We start from the raw sequence: 19,276 nt of genomic DNA on the forward strand, positions 1-19,276 counted from the left end.
CTGTGAGATTTGATGTCTATAGGATTTTAGTATTTAATTTATTGTAACATACCACTCTATGAAAATAGCTTTTGTTGTGAACCAAGTGCGGAAGGAAACCTCAGATTATACCACTACCGGCTTAGCCTTACAGGCACATAAAATGGGGCATGAGGTATACTATATGGGGGTTGGCGATCTAGCTTACCTAAAAAATGAGCAGATGGGCGGTTTTGCAAGAAAAATACCCGACAAACAATTCAGATCAGTAGACACCTTTTTACAGGCAGTTAAAGAAACCGATAAGCTAAAGATCAGTACTACTGACCTTGACATACTGGTACTACGAAACGATCCATCAGCTGATATAGATAAAAGACCTTGGGCCCAAAACGCAGGAATAGTTTTTGGGCAGCTTGCCCAAAGTCAAGGTCTAACGGTGATTAATGATCCTACATGCCTATCGCAAGCTTCGAACAAAATGTACTTTCAATACTTTCCTAAGCAGGTAAGGCCTAAAACTATTATAACAAGGAATATTTCCGACATAGAAGCTTTCTATAATGCCAACAATAACAAGATCATTTTAAAACCCTTACAGGGATCGGGAGGACGAAATGTATTTCTTATTAACAAACAGGAAGCCAAAAATATGAATCAGATTGTTGACGCTATATGTAGAGACGGATTTGTAGTTGCTCAGGAATACCTTCCTGCGGCCAAAAATGGAGATATTCGTTTGTTTTTATTGGATGGCGATCCCATTATAGTTAAAGGTCGGATGGCCGCCATACATCGTCATCAAAAAGCGGGAGATATCAGAAGTAATATTCACCAAGGTGGCCAAGTAGGAAAAGCAAGAATCACCAAACGAATCAGAGAGATCATTGAATTGGTAGGACCTAAGCTCAAAGAAGACGGCATGTTTCTTACCGGTCTCGACATTGTTGGAGATAAACTGATGGAAGTGAACGTTTTCAGTCCAGGCGGACTTGCCCATGCTTGTGAACTATACGATGTAGATTTTTATACACCCGTAATTGAAGCTATGCAAAAGCGCATAAATAGGTAAACAGTATAAATAGCAATCTGTTAACTTGCTTAAAATTAATAAATCTATTATTTTCGGGGTCTATATGCATGTGAATAGCCGTTCCGATCTCTTCAGACTACGCATTGAAGCCATTGTTGATGAGGCAGTAGCAACAAGGTCTTTTGTTTTAAAAAATCTGGAAAAACAACCACTTGAATATCAATCAGGGCAATTTCTCACCCTATTGTTTAACGATGCTATACATAAGGAAGTTAGAAGAAGTTATTCTATCAGCTCCTCTCCTGCCTATGACCCACTTACGATCACCTTAAAGAAAATCCCCAATGGTGAATTTTCGCGAAAGCTAGTCGACCATGCTCAAGTTGGTGACGTTTTAACCAGCATAGGTGCCAGCGGCCTTTTCACTATCCCTACCGTCTCCATACCATCGCATTTCTGCTGTTTTGCTGCCGGTAGCGGTATAACACCGATCTTTTCTATCATTAAAACATTATTATATGGTCATCATAACACCTCAGTTACTTTAATTTACAGTAATAAAAACCCATCTACTACTATATTTATGGATGATCTGCTTCAATTGAAAGAAATTTTCAAAGAGCGCTTCAATTTAGAATTTTTGTTCAGCGAATCTTCCTCTATATTAGAAAGTAGGTTAACGCAAGATGTGATTGACCGACTTGTTGAGAAATATGCACTTTATGAATTACCGGGCACGTTATTTTATTTATGCGGTCCTAACGCCTATATGCGCATGCTGAGCATAAAACTAAGGGCAGATGGAATAGCAGATAATAACATAAAACGCGAGATATTTGTTATTGAAAAACCGTTGTATAAGTTACCCGAACCTCCAGATAAAAGTGCTCATGACGTCATTGTACACATCGATGGCAATCGATTCACTATAAATGTACAGTACCCAACATCTATTCTAGAGGCGGCCAAGAAAGCGCATATACCGATTCCCTATAGTTGTGAAAATGGCCAGTGCGGCACATGCGCAGCAATTTGCTCAAAAGGTGAGGTTTGGATGCGACATAACGAAGTACTTGGCGAAAAATCAATCCGCGATGGCTACGTACTGACCTGTACAGGCTATCCTACAGATGGTCTAGTAGAGCTACTATTTTAAGGAAAATGCTCTCCCAGGCGAACTAGTTTAACAGATGACACATATATTCCTTAACTGTACTATCAGTACGATCAATATGATAATAAGCATGATAGATAATGTTAAGGAAATCCATCCACGGGTATTGCTTCTAATGAGGATAGAAAAGAAAGCCGTTACAAAGGCAACAACAGTACACAAAACACCAATAACACCTAATAATTCATATAAGAGATTGCCTATATCATCCAATGCAAATAATATAAAACAAAAAAAAGACAAAATTACAAGTGCCAATGATAAATTTGCGAATTTATTGGCACGATATGTTGACTTTAATAAGGTACTACGGTATGACATATCTAACACTTCAAAAGATTTATTTAACATCTTTCAACCAAACGAATAAATAGCTGCCCGATACGTTTCTCCAAAGGTCTAAGTATAAAGAAGGCAAGTATTTTCTTAATAAATACCTGCCCGGTTTTTCATGTGTGTCTAACCTAATTCTTTATTATCGGGGACAAAATTAGTGCTAAAAGTTAGTATAAAAAATAGTTGTTTTCAGGTATTTTGCCATGCTGCGCACATTGTCCCTGAAATCAGGGGTTTTATTAATCGTAGCAGTTCTAATTTCAAATCTTACTAAATTGCGTAAAAATTTGGTACTGAATGTTTAAAATTTCCACCTGTTGGGCGCTGATGCTTGTTTTTATGACTAGCTATTGTCAACCGCATCAACCAAGCGAGTTGATGGACAGCTTACGGATCGAACTCAAAAACGCCCGTACCGACACCCTACGTTCGCGTTTACTGGTTAGTATTGGCAATCAAATCAGTATATCAGATAGTATCGGAGGTTTAAAATATCTAAGAGAAGCACTATCGCTCGCTATCGTTGCGAAAAATGACTACTATATTGCGAACGCTTATTCCGCTTTGGCCCGCTTTAATCATGTTTATTATCAGACAGATTCAGCAATTGCCTACTATGTAAAGGCAGAAAAAATGTTGGAAAAGTATCCTGAACAGCAAGAATTTCAACGACTCCTATTACTTACAAAACTCAATCATCTGGTCTTACAGTCAAAAACAGATCCCAATATTGCCCTTGACCAGGCCTATACACTTATCCCTATAGCCGAAGAAGTAGACGATCAAGTTACTTTAGGTAATATTTACAATAATATTGGTGTGTGGTTTATGAATATTAATCAGTATGAGAACGCCATCAAATACTTCGAAAAAAGCGTAGAGGTAAAGTTATTAGAACACCGGCAATTTGCCCGTTTTGCTTACTCATACATTAACATAGCAGCTTGTCTGCACCGCACGGAAAAGACAGACAAGATGTTGCCTTATCTTGAAGAAGCAAAAAAACACCTTTCTCAAGCCAAAGATCGGCCGGAAATCTGGGGCTGGTACTATAATTATTATGGTTTATATGAGTACAGTAAAAAGCGGTACGGATATGCCTACACACTACTCAACAAAGGTTTACAGATTGCTAAAAGAGAGAAAGATTTGCTGGCCCAAGGCAATATATTAGGCACGCTCGTTAAAGTAAGTAAAGCCAAAGGTAATTACAAACAAGCGCTAAAATACGCACAGTCAGATTATGAATTTAAAAAAACAGGTCAGGCCAAATTTAATAAATCAGGTGCTTTGCTTGACATTGCAGAAATCAACGAAAAATTAGGCTATTATAAGCAGGCGTATGTAGCCATGCGAACCTATGCTGATGTAGTTGACAGTATTGAACAGGAGGAGAAGAAAAACAATCTCCTGGAAATAGAAAAAAAGTTCGAAACCGCGAGTAACGAAAAGAAAATATTACAGCTCCAGCATGAGAATGATATAAAATCTTTTGCTTTACAAAAAAACAGATTATACACCGGTTTACTAACGGCCATTTCGTTACTCTTACTCACATTAGTTATTCTATATTTTCAATTTAACCGAAATAATAGAAAACAACTCATACAGCATAAGCAATTACATCAACTAGAAATGGAAAAAGTAAACCAACAGAACAAAATTTCTTTGCTTTCGGCCATGCTAAACGGTCAGGAATCGGAACGAACCAGAATTGCCAAAGATTTGCATGACGGTCTCGGGGGTTTACTTTCAGTACTCAAGCTCGAACTTACAGGAACTAAGGATGAGTCTAAGTCGGAAAACATCAGTATTTTAAGAAAAATGGATTATGCAGTAGATGAACTACGCCTTATCTCACATAATTTAATGCCAGAAACATTGATAAAATACGGTTTGGGAGAAACGATTACATCCTATTGCATGCGGATGCGTAACAGCAATAAACGCGTGCAATTAACCTGTCAGATTTTTCATTATCAAAATGAATTATCGCCCGAGAAGGAGCTCATCTTATATCGTATTATGCAAGAGTTAGTGACCAATGCTTTTAAACATGCTAACGCAACTACCATCTTTGTACAACTGCTAAAAAGTGATAATAAAACCACGTTAACAGTTGAAGATAACGGGATTGGTTTTAACAGAGAATTATTATTAAAAAATCGGAAAGGAGCTGGTTTAACCAACATCTTGTCAAGAATAGAATATATCAACGGTGAGCTCGATATATATACGGAACCCGGAAATGGCTCTACTTTTACCGTTGAATGTACAATTTTATAACGCTCATATTATGATAAAAACAGTAATCATTGATGATCATCCCATCGTTATAGACGGTTTAAAAAACCTATTTTCAAGTTCTCCTGAAATAGCACTGATTGGGTCATACAAAAAAGGTTATGAGGCATTAGAAGCATTGCCACATCTTCACGCAGAAGTCGTACTGTTAGATATTAATCTCCCAGACGTCAATGGTATCAGTTTATGTGCTGAGATTAGCAAACAATTTCCTCAAATAAAAATAATTGCCTTAAGCTTACATAATGAGCATGCGGTCATTAGGAGCATGTTACAACAAGGGGCCGTTGGCTACGTTATAAAAAACGCACCTGGAAACGAAATATTAGAAGCCATTCGGGTAGTTGCAAGTAACCAGCAATATTTATGTACAGCAACAAAAATTGCCATGGAAAATGCCGAAGAAGCTCATATTACTATACCGTTAATCACTAGGCGGGAAAAAGAAGTACTTCACCTCATCGGAAAAGGATTAACGACTCAACAGGTGGCTGACCAGCTATTTATAAGTCCGCATACCGTGGAGAGCCACCGAAAAAAACTTATGGAGAAATTTGAAGTGAACAATATTATTTCTGTTATTAAGTTAGCTACTGATTATCGATTACTATAAAGACGTTTCTTTTATCAACTCGAAGAATGCCAAATAAGGTCAATTATCATCTTTAATTATCTCCATTTTTCTGTTGATCTCATTTCCCTGTTCATCTGTGACAGTAATGAAGTAAGTATCCGACTCGATATTCAGGGGCATCTCATGAAACGTTTGCGTTGTACCCAAAAAATGATCATTGGCATACCAAAACAACTTTGCTTGGGGTGAGGTGTGTGCAACCTTTAATACAACAGGTTGAACCTCTCCGGAAAAATCTCTTGCCAAGTAAATTTTGCTGGCATAATCTTTAGGGTAAATGAAGTCCATATTTATGCGCTGTGTATTCGAACAATCTTCCCGCAGTGGCGGCAGCACCTTATAGTCTGCATGTTTACTTTTATAATACCACTCCATAACGGGAGGCAATACAAACCATTTTTTGGATACGATTTGATCCATTGTTTCACAACTACTATTTACGCGAAATTCCTCGGTATTATTAAGATGGACTAATTGATGGTAGGGGCAATTTTTTGAGCGAACACCGTTTCGTGGGATAAATGCCCTTGTTGACTCACAGTTCTCTTGCGCAAGGTAGCCACTCAACAGGCAAACGTCTTCCGTAATCAGGTCATTTGACGGCAACACGAAACCATTTGATCGGGGCAGTAAACGAAAAACATCAAATAAAAGTGGAGCCGCGCTCCCTACTCCAGTAAGTGAAGGTCTCCCCTCACCCGTTGCATTTCCCACCCAAACCCCTACTACGTAATCAGCTGTTGTACCGATAGCCCAAGCATCTCGATTGCCAAAACTGGTTCCGGTTTTCCATGAAATTTTTAAAGCCGAATCATAAAACCGCCATGCTTCATCTCCTGCAGGACGATTTACCTCTTCCATTGCATGGTAGGTTAACCAAACGGCACCTGCAGAAATGATGTGTTCGGTTGTCTGTTGTTCACCGAACATCATTTTCTTTTCAGCAAACACATTCAGATCAGTGAATTCATTTTTTCTATAAGCATTGGCAGTGTTATAATAATTGAGAGTAGATGATAAATTAGTATATGTTTTACACAAATCCCATAAATTCGACTCGGCCCCTCCCAAAATAAGCGATAAGCCATAATGATTGGGGTGTTTATTGATGTTCTTTAATTCATACTGCTGCAATTCCTCGTAAAACTTATTTATACCATATTGTTGAAGCATCAGCACAGATGGGATGTTTAACGATCGGGAGAGCGCGGCATGTGCCGGTACAGCTCCATCATAGGTCCTGTCAAAATTCTCGGGACTGTATCCCGATATCTGCGTGGGCACATCCGGCACCAGCGTATTTGGGAGGATCTTGCCGTCATTTAACATTCCTGCATAAAGCAATGGCTTCAAAATACTACCTGTACTTCGAGGTGACCGTACGACATCTACATCTTTCTGATGCATCTTATCTGTGGGCGCGTTGCCAACATAAGTCAGTACATTTCTTGTTTTAACGTCTACCACTAGAATAGCTAAGTTGTAGACCTCATTTTGCTTATAAGACAGGTAGTATTGTTCTGCCAACTGATTTACACGCTGTTGCAGACTGAACCGGATGGTTGAATGCAGCCTTTCTTCCCGATTGGTTTTGGCTAGCCACTCTAGTAGGTGAGGTGCCATTTGAGGAAGTTCATAGGGTTTTTGGGGTAAATGTTCCTGCAATGATAGGGCGTAAGTAAGCGAATCCATAACCTGTTCGTCGTACAATTTACGCAACAAGCGGTTGCGCTTTTTCAGGAGTACATGCTGATTTTTCCCGGGATAGATCAAACTGGGTGCATTGGGTAGAACTGCGAGAGTCGCACACTCCGCCCAAGATAGCTGGTTGGGCTTAACACCAAAGTAACGCCAGGCAGCCATTTCCAAGCCAACAACATTTCCGCCAAAGGGCGCGTGAGCGGCATACAATCCCAAAATCTCATCCTTACTATGTCGCCACTCCAGCCGCGTAGCTAAAATAAGCTCAACTATTTTTTCGAGATAGGTACGTGCGGGTTGCCTTCTCGATAGGCGGACAACCTGTTGTGTAATCGTACTGCCACCCCGGGTTATTCTTTTAGCCCGATAATTCTGCGAAAAGGCTTTAAACATGGCTACCGGGTTAAAACCGGGGTGCCTGTAAAAATACTGGTCTTCATAGAAACGAATACATGATTTAAATTTCTCTGGCACGGTGTCTTGCGCTGGAAACCGCCATTGCCCATCATTTGCAATTTTGGCGCCCAGCAGCTCCCCTTCCTCACTTTCCAAAACGGTTACATAAGGACTGTTAAATAAGGTTCTTGGTAAACTGAAGTAGTAAACAACCCATGTCAATAAGATGATCGTACTCTTCACTTTGTTTCGGAGCACCCATTGTCTCAACAAACGAAGTTTAGTTATTATTTGTTCCACGAAAATCACAATATTCTTCTACTTTCATTTCATTCAGACTAATACTAAGTACTCATTTGACAACCGATATCCATTGTCCTTTCGTTCTCACGAGGTACGAATGATCGTACATGGCCTCGCATTGTATTCCCGGCAAGTAATATTTACCTGGATAAGAAGCATTCAGCAACAATTTAAATGTACGGGCTTCACTACCATTTAAATGAAAATAAAAGGAGGTTCGATCATCTCTAATATCAATATAATCTGCCTTATTTTGTCCGAAAGCACCGTAATCCGTATATCGGGTATTTACGATTTCCCAACCCGAAGGTAAAATTTGCATTAATGCAATATTTTCTACACGGTCTAAACGCTGATTTTTAATGGTAACTTCTGCCACGAATTCTGTTCCCTGAGGTAGAGCCGTTATATCAATAGCATTTCCTTTTCTATCCTGAAATCGCAAGTTCGCTTGCAAATTACGTTGTACCACCTGTTCTTCTCCAACAGGCAGCACGCCGCTATTAAGTAGCCGGACATACAACGAGTTTTTGTCGTTATTTTTGATGACCAGACTATTTGCTCCCGCTTTGACGTCCAATTTACGATCTGCAAAAGCTTTTTCACTCTTTAGCTGTTCCTGTGTTCCCTTATAGCTATATGATGCATTTATACCTTCCCCGCCATTTACTTTTGCAAACTTTGCCATAGCGTAGAGACTATACGCCGTAGTTTGGGTACTCATCCAATTACCCGAAGAGAGATCTCTTGCAACTTGTGTTGCTAAAGGAAAAGCTTTAGCGCTTTGTCCTAACAATATCAAAGTCTCTAAAACCATAGCCCGATTGCGTTCCCGAGAGCCGTAATAGAAAGCATGATAAGCGCTATTGGTATTATCTATACTACTCTGGCCAAGTAGGTCATTACCTGCCTTCTTTTGGCCTGCCAAAGCATAGGCAGCCGCTAATCGAAGTCGAGCTTCATTTGAGATCCCAACGGTTTCACGTAATCTGTTCATCGAGGCCAAATCTGGAGCACCTGCTACAGCAAGCGTATATAGACGATAAGCCTGTGCAAAATCACTACCACGGTGCGTTTCAATGCGCCACTGTTTGGATGCTCTTTGCTGATAGGCTATCCATTTATTTTTAAAATCGGAAGGAAGAACATAACCTTTCGCTGCAGCTTCCAGCAGAAAATGTCCGGCATAGGAAGTAGACCAGTCATCCGCGGCAGACTGCCCTGGCCAATAAGCAAAACCACCATTGGTAAGCTGATAATGCGCCAGTTTGTTAATACCTTCTGTTACGTGTTGCTGAATAGTCTGCTGCCTTCTTTTATCCAAATCGACAATTTCGCCTAAATACAATTGCGGAAAAACGCTCGATATCGTTTGTTCCAAACAACCATGCGGATATTGTATGAGATAGTTCAGCCGACTGTTCAAATTAATTGAGGGAAATGATGACACTTCCAAAGAGGCTTGGTTAGTGCCATTCACGCCAAAAGTTTCCCAAGCTATTGTCTGTTCTTCATTTGCCTTTAACACTAGTTCTTTATAGTCGTTCGTTATCGGGTTGGGATTAGTAATAGCAATCTCAACAGGATACGAAGCTTTCTCATTGCCAGCCGTGGCCAAGACCTCTATTTTACCGACACCCGTATTATTTCCGATCTCAAGGTCAAAATACAGCATCTTTTCATCAGGCTGTGTAAAACTGACCGACTGACTTGTGCTACCTGCAACTTTTATTCCTCCACTTGTTTTAACCTGTACCTGAGCATTTTTCACATGGTTTTCCATAGCAAAAATAGTGACCGGCAAGGTCACCTTTTCTGAGGGTGACACTTTTCTGGGGAGTGACGCCAGAACCATGAGGGGCGCTCTCACCGGAGTCGCTTTTTCTGCCTTGCCGTAAGCACTTTGCTCCGCATCACCTGCCACGACCATAGTACGTACGGAACCTATATAGTTTGGTATTTTTATCTTATGGTTATTATTCCCGTTCTTTGGAAGACTAAAGGGCCCTAAATAAATTACCACAGGTTTAAAGCGATCGGCATTTTTGGCCTCGCCGCCGCCGACATCCTCATCACCTCCAATACTAAATACTTGGTTTATTTTGCCACCATAAGCACCAATTACGTCATTGTATACATCCCAGGTTCTGACACCCAAGGCTTCCTTCGAGTAAAACTTATCCCAGGCATTGGGCGTTTTAAAACGGGTCAGATCGAGCAGTCCCTCGTCTACTATGGCGAGCGTATAAGTCATCTTCCGTCCTTTTTTCTCTTTCACCTGTATATTCACCGTCTGTTCGGGCCGCAATACATCGGGCATAGCTAATACAGGTTCCAATACCGTCTGGGTATCCAGCACTTCTATTGGAATAATACCATACATTCTGATCGGCGCATCGTTTAACGTGGAAGCATGTGGCTGCAATAAGGACACATGAATATATACATTGGGAGCCATTCCTTCTGTTACCGGAATCTCCAATTGTGTTTCACCCTTTGTTGTTTCCACCCAACGGGTGTCGATCACCTCCGAACCATTTTCAATAGACACCAATGCGCGACCACCTTCGCTTGAGGGAAAAGAAACTTTCATTTTGTCACCCACATGATAACTTGTTTTATCAGCAGAAAAAACAAGCATATGCGCATTAGTAGCATCCGTGTTTTTCGTTTTGGCAGACCAATAAGGCCAATCAATTAACACCGTCTCACCCGTTGTGTGACCTCCATCCAGATCAGTTACCTGGATAAAATAACGCCCCCAGTCGTTCTCATCCACTTTAAATTGAACACTTGTTTTTCCATCCGCACCGGTGCTGATCTTAAAATGCTCTGCTGGAGTTTTGCTGGAAGAAGCGCTATAATTGGATAAGTTGTCATTAGACGCATCCCACCACCAACGCCATTCCACTTTATATACTTTTACTTCCAGATTTGGGGTAGCTTTCGGTTTCCCAAGCTCATCTAGCGATACAATATCGTAACGGTTCATTTTACCTGTTTCCAACATTCCGTACTTGTTTTTATCAGGTAATTTTAGCCCTATATAAGTGTTATAGGGCGCATAGGTAGCCGATGCTATATCCGTACTGAAATCGCCGCCGCTTTCATATACTTTAGTGATAAAAGAAGCCCTGAGCATGCCTGGCGCTTGTGTATGTAAAGATGGTTTTATGCCGATAGTTGCCTTACCCTCTTCGTTTAAATTGCCTGAAAAAATATTCACCTCTTCTGGGCTGAACTTTCGCGCGGGATCATCAAAAACATAGTTATCATACCCCTTAAATGTGGTCTTGGTAGCATAGAATTTCGCTTGCATCTCTGCTTTCAGCTGCTTAGCTACTGCTCCGTGCAACCACATAACCTCAATCTGGTCGGTGATAGGCCGGCCCGCCGTTATCAACTTACCCGCCAATTTATTCTTGATTTTCAAACGATTGGGTTTAATCGTCTCAATCTTCACCGTTTTATAAAACCGTGCACCGCCAACGCTCACCATCGCTTCCCAATTCCCTGTGGGAGATGCTGCATCGGTGGGAATAACAAAACGATAATGATTCGATTCCTGATATTTTTGAACCTCCTGCGTGATGAGTTTACCATTCGGATCAGTTAATCTTAATTTAATCGGGTGCGTAGATGGCAACCTATTCGCCTGATCATTTAGCATAAATGATAGAAATAGCGTATCGCCAGGTCGCCATACCCCTCTTTCGCCATAGATATATCCTTTGAGACCTTTTTGAAGTTCAGTACCCGAAACGTCAAAATTACTGAGCGAAAGCGAAAGTCCCTCTTCCAACTTCACATAAGTAGTCTGCTTATCTTTCTTTACTATAACAAAATATCCTCTCTTTGTATCATCAAAAGTGACTATCCCCTCTCCATTTGTCTGCCCGGTGCCCACCTGTTGCTGCTGATAATCATAAAGCTCAACGGTTGCACCCGCAACAGGTTCGGTAGTTACGATATTGTTGACCGCAAAGAAGTAGGTATTATTTTTACCCATTTTGGCGATCACACCGAGGTCTGTCGCTAAAATATTGGCATGCACCTTATTATCATAATAATAATAGGAATTAGAACAGGGGTCGTCCCGTTCTTTCCAGTTATAATCGTCATAATAAGTGTAGTCATCGGCATTACTATTTCCACGCAAATTCTCCTGTTCATCTTCGAGGGGTATATCCTCGTCTAACGCCATCTCATCATCCGATTTAGTTCCGCAAGGATAGATCGAATAAGCCTTCTTATAACTAAACTCAAGGTGATAGATTGCCCCCGGTTCGGGTTTAACCAACTCTGCTAAATCTAATGCAAAAACATTCCATTTACCATTATTATAGAGCTTATTATGTGTAAGTTCCAATTTTTTCTTTGCAATAGGCAGGGCTACTTTTCTCAAATTGTAGTTCCCATTGATATCATTATCCTGTAAAAACTGTAAAACATTGTCTTGATAAATTTTGTATACCTTTACGTCGACGGCTTTAAGGTTGGCGGCTTCAAAATTCACTTTAAGATTGCTTGAGCTTGGTAAAAGTGATCCGTTTTTTAACATCCGTACTCCCGGTTTCGTCTGTTCAAAAAGAATTTTCTTGGTATAGCTCTTTTTTAGTTTATTTCCATATACATTTTCTATGCCTTGAAAAATTTCCAACACCCGTTCCCCATGAATGGTATTGTTCGAAAAAATCTTCAGTACATTCCCGTCGACACTATAGGTCAGGTTCTCTACTGAATCCAATACGGCAAGACCATCAAAATGTTGATTCTTTTTTATTGGATCTGAAAAATTCACCAACATCGTTTGCCCATTATCGCCGGCTTTACTCACCTTCAATACCCTGAAATTACCTTTTGCAGCGATTTCAACGGCTTCATCCCCTTTTTGATCAACACCCAATGGTTTACCATCCCAAACGAGTTTTATCTCACTATCAGCAGCTGGCCTCTTAATACTGTCAACTATAAATCGGAATTCAGTTCCTGATTTCGCCGGTTCAAAACGCAATGGTAATTTTTTACCGTCTTGCTCTGCATGGACAATTTTAGCCGCCAAGGGAGCACTCAAATCATCGTTCGTTCGAAGTATTGCATGTAGGTACTGCCAATCCTCGTTGTAAGACTGTAATTCATTGGTGAGCATTACAAAATCTTGTTGGATTGTTCTTATTGTGAAATTAAACTTGGCGAGATCTTTCGGAACATCGATCACCTCACCTAAATTAAACGAAACCCGATATTCGGTATCCTGTTTTAAACGATCCTTTGGTTTAAAAACAACCGTATTTTGAGACAATGCAATTACCTTACCTTCAATTTTTGGTTCGATTTTAAATAACTTTGGATCCAATTCTTGATTGGCGGTCCATTCTTTCTTGTTAAAGGCAAATACTATACGAATATCAGCACTGGAAGAAATGATGCCTGCACTAAACTCAGCGATATAATCTTTAAAGAGCGAAAAATCGGAATTGAAGTTATCCTTGTTTTTCTTATTGCATGATAAGCATATAAACAAAAAAGATAAGAGGCAAATTATTAGGTAATTAGTTCTTTTCATTGGTTTTGCTTAAAGGGTAAGTATTTTCAATCAGGGTATCTGTAAGTTTCTGTTTCGGTTTAAAAACTGGTTTAAACACATACTGGACATATGTTTGCTATTTGTTAACAACAAAATATGGTTTTTTTATTTATTATTAACTTATACAATTTCCATTGATAAATATATCAAACCTTTTGAATAAAAAAAGCCACTTCTTTTGGAAGCAGCTTTTTATTATACAACTATTGTTCATAGAAACCTTTATTTTCTACTACAAAGCTACATGAACAAACTGTTATAAAAAATACCTGAATTCAGGTATTTAAGTCCGGAATTCGTATTCGCCCCTTTACAGCGATGCCCTTTTCCCTGATATTCATTCTGTCACCGCTATTAATAACATTTCATTTAAATTCCAAATGCAGAATCGGGTTAAAACCATCTTTTCGATCCGGGTTTTCGCATCGTATGGTCCATGGAGTACGGTCCGGAGCCCACAATGAAAAAAACTATCAATAGAACCAGCACAATTAAAGACACCCAAAATTCTGAATTAAGAAAAGTGAATTCGCTGGTTATGTTTACAAAAAAAACAGCACCGATCAATATGGGCAACTGGAAGGCAACCGCTACCCTCGTAAGCAATCCCAATGTAATCAAAATTCCTCCAACCAGGTGTGCAAAAGCAATGTAATGTACCACAGACCATGTAGATAACTGAAAGTGCGTACGCTCTACAAGCTTAGCAACCGCGTCTGTATCTGCTATAAAGCTAACGCCTTTGGCAAAAATGGCAATGCCCAAAATAATCCTTAAAACGTCAAGCCAGCGGGGATGATGCGTATCTCCCCAATGCTCTACCCTGTGAATCAGGTTCATAATAACCTCCTTTTCTAATTGGTTATTATAAAGTTAACAAAAAATAATTGTTATTTTATGTTACAAGTTTACTTCTGCTAGCTGCGAGAAAGGAATTTTTTTAAGACGCAAACAACTATTTATCAAACAGATCACTACTTAAATACCTGTCTCCCCTGTCACAGGCTATAAAAACGATAATTCCTTCGTCCAACTCTTCAGCCACCTGTAAGGCAACATGTAAGGCCCCACCGGTACTCATACCTACAAAAATACCTTCGTCTTTTGCCAACTGTCTGGCACGTTCCGTTGCCTGTTGTTGCGAAACATCAATAATACGATCTACCCTAGAGGGATCAAAAATTTTGGGTAGATATTCCGGTGGCCATCTCCGGATACCCGGAATCGAAGATTCTTCCGTTGGTTGGCATCCAATAATCTCTATCGCCTGATTTTTCTCTTTAAGAAACATAGAATTACCCATTATACTCCCGGTTGTACCCATTGAACTTACAAAATGTGTAATCTTACCTGCTGTGTCTCGCCAGATTTCTGGTCCGGTTGTTTTATAATGTGCCAAATAATTATCCGGGTTAGCAAATTGATTTAATATGAAATAACCCTCTTTTTGTCCTTTTTCTTCCGCATAATCTCTACATATCTCGATAGATTCCAATAACGTCACTTTAGCGCCGAAAGCCTCCATGGTCAATGTACGTTCTCTAGTAGAATTGGAAGGCATTACCAACTCGATATCCAAACCATAAATAGCCGCTATCATGGCCAGGGCTATTCCGGTATTACCGCTGGTAGCTTCAATTAAACGTGTTTTTTGGTCAATTTCTCCCCGTTCCATAGCACTTCTTATCATATTAAGCGCAGCTCGGTCTTTCACACTTCCACCGGGATTATTTCCTTCTAATTTTGCAAATAGCTGTACATTGGGATTGGTGTTTAAGCGTTGTATGGCTACCAAGGGGGTATTTCCTATATTTTCTATTAATTTTCCCATAATCATGTGATTGCTTTAACTACAAACTTAGCTAAAATGCGCAGCATTTAGAACAACGGTTAAATGACAAAAGCCAAGAAATAATTGCTTTTTTTGAACGCTCATATGCCGTTTACGAAAATCATCGATAAAATAGCTTTCTATTTGATTGATTAGCGCATCGGTGCCACGGCATTTATGCGGTTTTAGGCCTTATTGGCCTCGATGACTTTTACCGTAGATTGATGATAAACGGTAGCCCCCGGAGGAACGCTTTTGGTAAGCCATACATTCCCTCCAATAATACAATCACGCCCAACTATGGTTTCGCCACCTAAAATAGTTGCTCCCGCATAAATAATTACATGGTCTTCTATAGTGGGATGCCTTTTGATATTAGCCATATATTTTTCAACACTCAAGGCACCTAATGTTACGCCCTGATAAAGTTTCACATGATCTCCTATGATACTTGTTTCTCCAATGACGATTCCTGTGCCGTGGTCAATATATAGGTATTCTCCAATTTGTGCGCCGGGGTGTATATCTATCCCTGTAAGCGAATGTGCCCGTTCTGTTAAGATTCTAGGTATCAATGGAACATCCAATTTCAGTAGGGCATGCGCCAATCGATATAAAGAAATGGCCAGAAATCCAGGGTAGGTGCGAATAATCTCAAATTCACTTCTCGACGCAGGGTCTCCCTCCAAAATAGCCTCTACATCGGTGTTCATCACCCGATACAACTCCGGGATAGCCTCAAAAAAATTTTTGGCCACTAACTGATTATTAGCATCATTACAAGCCTTGGTAACGTCAAGCAGCTTGACTAGTTCCAGCTCTAGTTTTTGAAACAAAGCCTTTACTTCTTGCAAAGAGTATTTGGGTAAGGCCTTACGCTCCGGATAAATCAGATCTAGCAAGTCGAAAGCCCATCCTGCAATAATATCGTTAGAAGGCACCACTTCCATCCGATTTTGTCTATTATGAATGTGAAGAAGGAAGTCTTCGCTCATACAATTCTCGTCTTAAATGATACATATTAGATTCTAGCGTAAAGGAAAGAAATTTATCACAAAAAATACAGCCGTTATTGTTTGCTGAATATAATATTAATGTTTTTTGTTACCTTTTGCTCACAATTTCATGAAAAAACACAACCCAATAATTGTTTTTTGCAAGCCATTATCTTCGATAATACCGGCTAAATCCCACTTATCTACTTGCTTTTCTATTCCTTACATGATTTTTGCTAAATAGTTTTAGGATATCAATAGCCAATCAATAGCAAAGGAGCAACGATCAACAATCAGCTCAATATACCATCGTAAAACTAAAATGATCAATTTTTGTAAACGGTTTTACCATATAAATTTAAACGGCAGCTAATAAACAGGGCTTAAAAGGCAATCGACAATTCATAAAATTTCTCTTCCGTCCCTAATACATCAATAAATGTTACGGATGTATCAGCATCTATATCCAATTGTTGTATGGTGGAAACTGGGGTATGTCCTACTAGCTGAAAATAGCCCTGTAAAGGGTGCTCTAATTCTATCTTGTCTGCCCAGGTGACTCCCCCATGATTCGCTGTTCCTCCTCTGTAAACGCTAATTTGGTGCAACATATCCCGTGCTAAAGTTTGATCCAAAGCGTTAAGTGCCTCAGCTAGGGTCTCGAATTGATCGAAACGGAATGTCGGACATTGTACATCAACATACTTTAGCAGATCATCGTACCATTTACTGCTCACACCGGCGTGCGTAAATAGGTATTGCTTTAATTGAAAAGCTATTTGAAAAAGATTTTTATATTGATCAAATATCGCTGTCAGTTGTTTTTGCATACTCATCCGAAAACCTGAGCATCGGTAATTGGGATAATGCATGTATTGAATATCATGATTACCCAGTAACAACACTATTTTTTCCGGGTATTTTATTTTCGCTTCGATTAATTGGGTAAGGTTATCGTAGACTTCTTCATCACGGTAAACGTAACCATCCACATAATCTCCTATAAAGACGATTTTCTCGTAATTATTGAAATCTATATTTCGCCAGAAAGGCCTCCCATGTAAATCTCCAACGGCTAAAATTCTCATTAGCATAATTATTTATGCGTGTAGGATTCAATGGAATAAATGAAACCTTTACACCCGGTTTATTTTTTCAATGGCAATGAAGCTTGCATGAGCTGGTTTATTATAACATCTTGTTAACGCTAGCTCAGGCAGGTTTCATCTGTTAAACAGCATTACAGCCATACGCAATTATAACTTCATAGAAAAATACAGAAAAACAATTGTAAAACAAAGACAATCAACTATTTGTAATAAAAATTTTATATAACAACAAATTGCTCATCTACCTTTAAACACCGTCAAAAGAAGCCGGGCAATCGTAAAAGGCCCTTGTTAAAAACATCATAATTTCATTTTAATTAAAATAAGCGCTATTTTTGCCTGGTAATAAAACATTTACTTCAATGAAGCTGATCAATTCAAATAAAACCTTGGCCTTCAAGGCTTGGTAATAAGACAAGGGAATTAATCCTTGGTCTTTTCCTTTTTTCAGGAGCAGTCCTGAAACAATCTACTTTAAATAACGTCTTCATTTATCATTAACTTTCTTATGCTATATGTATAGCATTTAAGTAAGTTCAATATACGCTATACCATGCAAAACTCCTGGAAAAAAACTTTTGCCATTATTTGGACGGGGCAATTTATGTCGTTACTAAGCAGTTCGGCCGTTAATTTTGCTATTATTATTTGGTTAAGCCTTGAAACCGGCTCCGCTGAAGTATTGGCGTACGCAGCTATTGCGGCACTTCTACCGCAGGCGCTCATTGGCCCATTTGCCGGCGTTTATATCGATCGTTGGGACCGTAAACGCACCATGATTGTTGCCGACGGCTTCATAGCCATCTGTACGCTGATCATGTCTGTTCTTTTTTATATGGGTCATTTTGAACTGCTATATATTTACCTGCTTTTGGGTATGCGTTCCCTGGGTTCTGCCTTTCATATGCCAGCTATGCAGGCTTCTGTACCTCTATTGGCGCCCGAATCCGAATTACTCCGCATAGCTGGTATCAATCAGATTATTCAGTCGGTTTCCAATGTTGCAGGACCAGCCTTAGGTGCTTTAGCCATTGGATTAATGGATATTGGACAAGTTCTATTGTTAGACATCGCTGGAGCAATTATTGCCATCACATCCCTATTCTTTGTAAAAATTCCCAATCCGTCACGCTCACTACAAGAAAAATCCAGCATCAAACAGGTATTGCGTGACATTTCATTAGGTATAAAAGGGGTAACGAGCAATAAGGGTTTATCTTATATGTTTCTTTTTTCGATCTTAGCAACCTTTTGTATCATGCCGGTAGCCGTACTTTTTCCACTGCTTACCCTACAGCATTTTGGCGGTGGAAAATTTGAAATGAGCGTTATAGAAGTCGTATGGGGAATTGGTATGTTAGCCGGTGGTGGTTTACTCGGTATATTTAAGCCCACGATGAACAAAGTGATCATCATTAATTGCATGCACCTTCTTTTGGGTATTACCTTGGCCATCTCCGGATTGCTGCCAAGTGGCGGTTTCCTCATCTTTGTTGTACTAACAACACTTGGAGGAATAGCAGCATCCGTGTACAATGCCTGTTTTACAACTATTATACAGGAAAAAATTGACCCAACCATGCTCGGACGTGTATTTTCCATGTTTTTCAGCATAGCGCTACTTCCTTCCATGATTGGCTTATTAAGTACCGGTTTTATTGCTGATAACATAGGGATAAGCAGGACTTTTGTGATACTCGGCAGCATTATCAGTATCATTGGTGCCGTATCATTTTGCGTACCGGTACTCATGCAATTGGGAGCGAAAAAAAAGGAGATCAAACCGGCAGAAGAAATGGAGGTAGGTTAAAAATTTTTAAGCAACGAGTTTAAACAGACCGTAAAAACAATACCCTGTAAACTGAAACGTTTAACAGGTAAAGACCATTTGTAA

12 protein-coding genes are annotated in these 19,276 nt (G+C 39.6%); 6 read left to right on the forward strand and 6 right to left on the reverse strand.

The window, feature by feature from the left end:
* Positions 1-58 precede the first annotated feature (58 nt).
* The 5 genes from H8S90_RS23370 to H8S90_RS23390 all read left to right on the forward strand — a co-directional run bounded on the left by H8S90_RS23370 (position 59) and on the right by H8S90_RS23390 (position 5,439).
* Positions 59-1,051 (forward strand): glutathione synthase, encoded by a 993-nt coding sequence (locus tag H8S90_RS23370; RefSeq protein WP_187340188.1) that lies wholly within the window; start codon positions 59-61, stop codon positions 1,049-1,051.
* 64 nt (positions 1,052-1,115) lie between these two features.
* The gene (locus tag H8S90_RS23375; RefSeq protein WP_187340189.1) at positions 1,116-2,168 is read left to right on the forward strand and encodes a ferredoxin--NADP reductase; all 1,053 of its coding nucleotides are present in this window, start codon (positions 1,116-1,118) and stop codon (positions 2,166-2,168) included.
* 88 nt (positions 2,169-2,256) lie between these two features.
* Positions 2,257-2,556, forward strand: a complete 300-nt coding sequence (locus tag H8S90_RS23380; protein WP_187340190.1) for a hypothetical protein — start codon at positions 2,257-2,259, stop codon at positions 2,554-2,556.
* A gap of 263 nt (positions 2,557-2,819) precedes the next feature.
* Complete coding sequence (locus tag H8S90_RS23385; RefSeq protein WP_187340191.1) at positions 2,820-4,808, forward strand: ATP-binding protein; 1,989 nt, start codon at positions 2,820-2,822, stop codon at positions 4,806-4,808.
* 10 nt (positions 4,809-4,818) lie between these two features.
* Complete coding sequence (locus tag H8S90_RS23390) at positions 4,819-5,439, forward strand: response regulator transcription factor (RefSeq protein WP_187340192.1); 621 nt, start codon at positions 4,819-4,821, stop codon at positions 5,437-5,439.
* A 39-nt stretch (positions 5,440-5,478) separates the two neighbouring features.
* Here the strand turns inward: H8S90_RS23390 and pbpC are convergent, their stop codons facing one another.
* From pbpC to H8S90_RS23420, 6 genes are all read right to left on the reverse strand, one after another.
* On the reverse strand, positions 5,479-7,857 hold the full coding sequence (gene pbpC, locus H8S90_RS23395; RefSeq protein WP_255501714.1) for a penicillin-binding protein 1C: 2,379 nt from the start codon (positions 7,855-7,857) through the stop codon (positions 5,479-5,481).
* Between the two features lie 52 nt (positions 7,858-7,909).
* The gene (locus tag H8S90_RS23400; RefSeq protein ID WP_187340193.1) at positions 7,910-13,426 is read right to left on the reverse strand and encodes an alpha-2-macroglobulin; all 5,517 of its coding nucleotides are present in this window, start codon (positions 13,424-13,426) and stop codon (positions 7,910-7,912) included.
* A 414-nt stretch (positions 13,427-13,840) separates the two neighbouring features.
* Complete coding sequence (locus H8S90_RS23405) at positions 13,841-14,287, reverse strand: DoxX family protein (RefSeq protein ID WP_187340194.1); 447 nt, start codon at positions 14,285-14,287, stop codon at positions 13,841-13,843.
* A 115-nt stretch (positions 14,288-14,402) separates the two neighbouring features.
* Positions 14,403-15,278: a cysteine synthase CysM gene (gene cysM, locus H8S90_RS23410; protein WP_187340195.1), complete on the reverse strand. Its 876-nt coding sequence runs from the start codon at positions 15,276-15,278 to the stop codon at positions 14,403-14,405.
* A gap of 185 nt (positions 15,279-15,463) precedes the next feature.
* Complete coding sequence (epsC, locus tag H8S90_RS23415; protein ID WP_187340196.1) at positions 15,464-16,273, reverse strand: serine O-acetyltransferase EpsC; 810 nt, start codon at positions 16,271-16,273, stop codon at positions 15,464-15,466.
* Between the two features lie 383 nt (positions 16,274-16,656).
* Positions 16,657-17,361: a metallophosphoesterase gene (locus H8S90_RS23420; RefSeq protein WP_187340197.1), complete on the reverse strand. Its 705-nt coding sequence runs from the start codon at positions 17,359-17,361 to the stop codon at positions 16,657-16,659.
* A gap of 574 nt (positions 17,362-17,935) precedes the next feature.
* On the opposite strand from H8S90_RS23420, the gene H8S90_RS23425 reads away from it, so the two are divergent.
* Positions 17,936-19,192 (forward strand): MFS transporter, encoded by a 1,257-nt coding sequence (locus H8S90_RS23425; RefSeq protein ID WP_187340198.1) that lies wholly within the window; start codon positions 17,936-17,938, stop codon positions 19,190-19,192.
* Positions 19,193-19,276 lie beyond the last annotated feature (84 nt).

Origin of the sequence: Olivibacter sp. SDN3 (assembly GCF_014334135.1) — a bacterium.
Classification (GTDB): Bacteria; Bacteroidota; Bacteroidia; order Sphingobacteriales; family Sphingobacteriaceae; genus Olivibacter.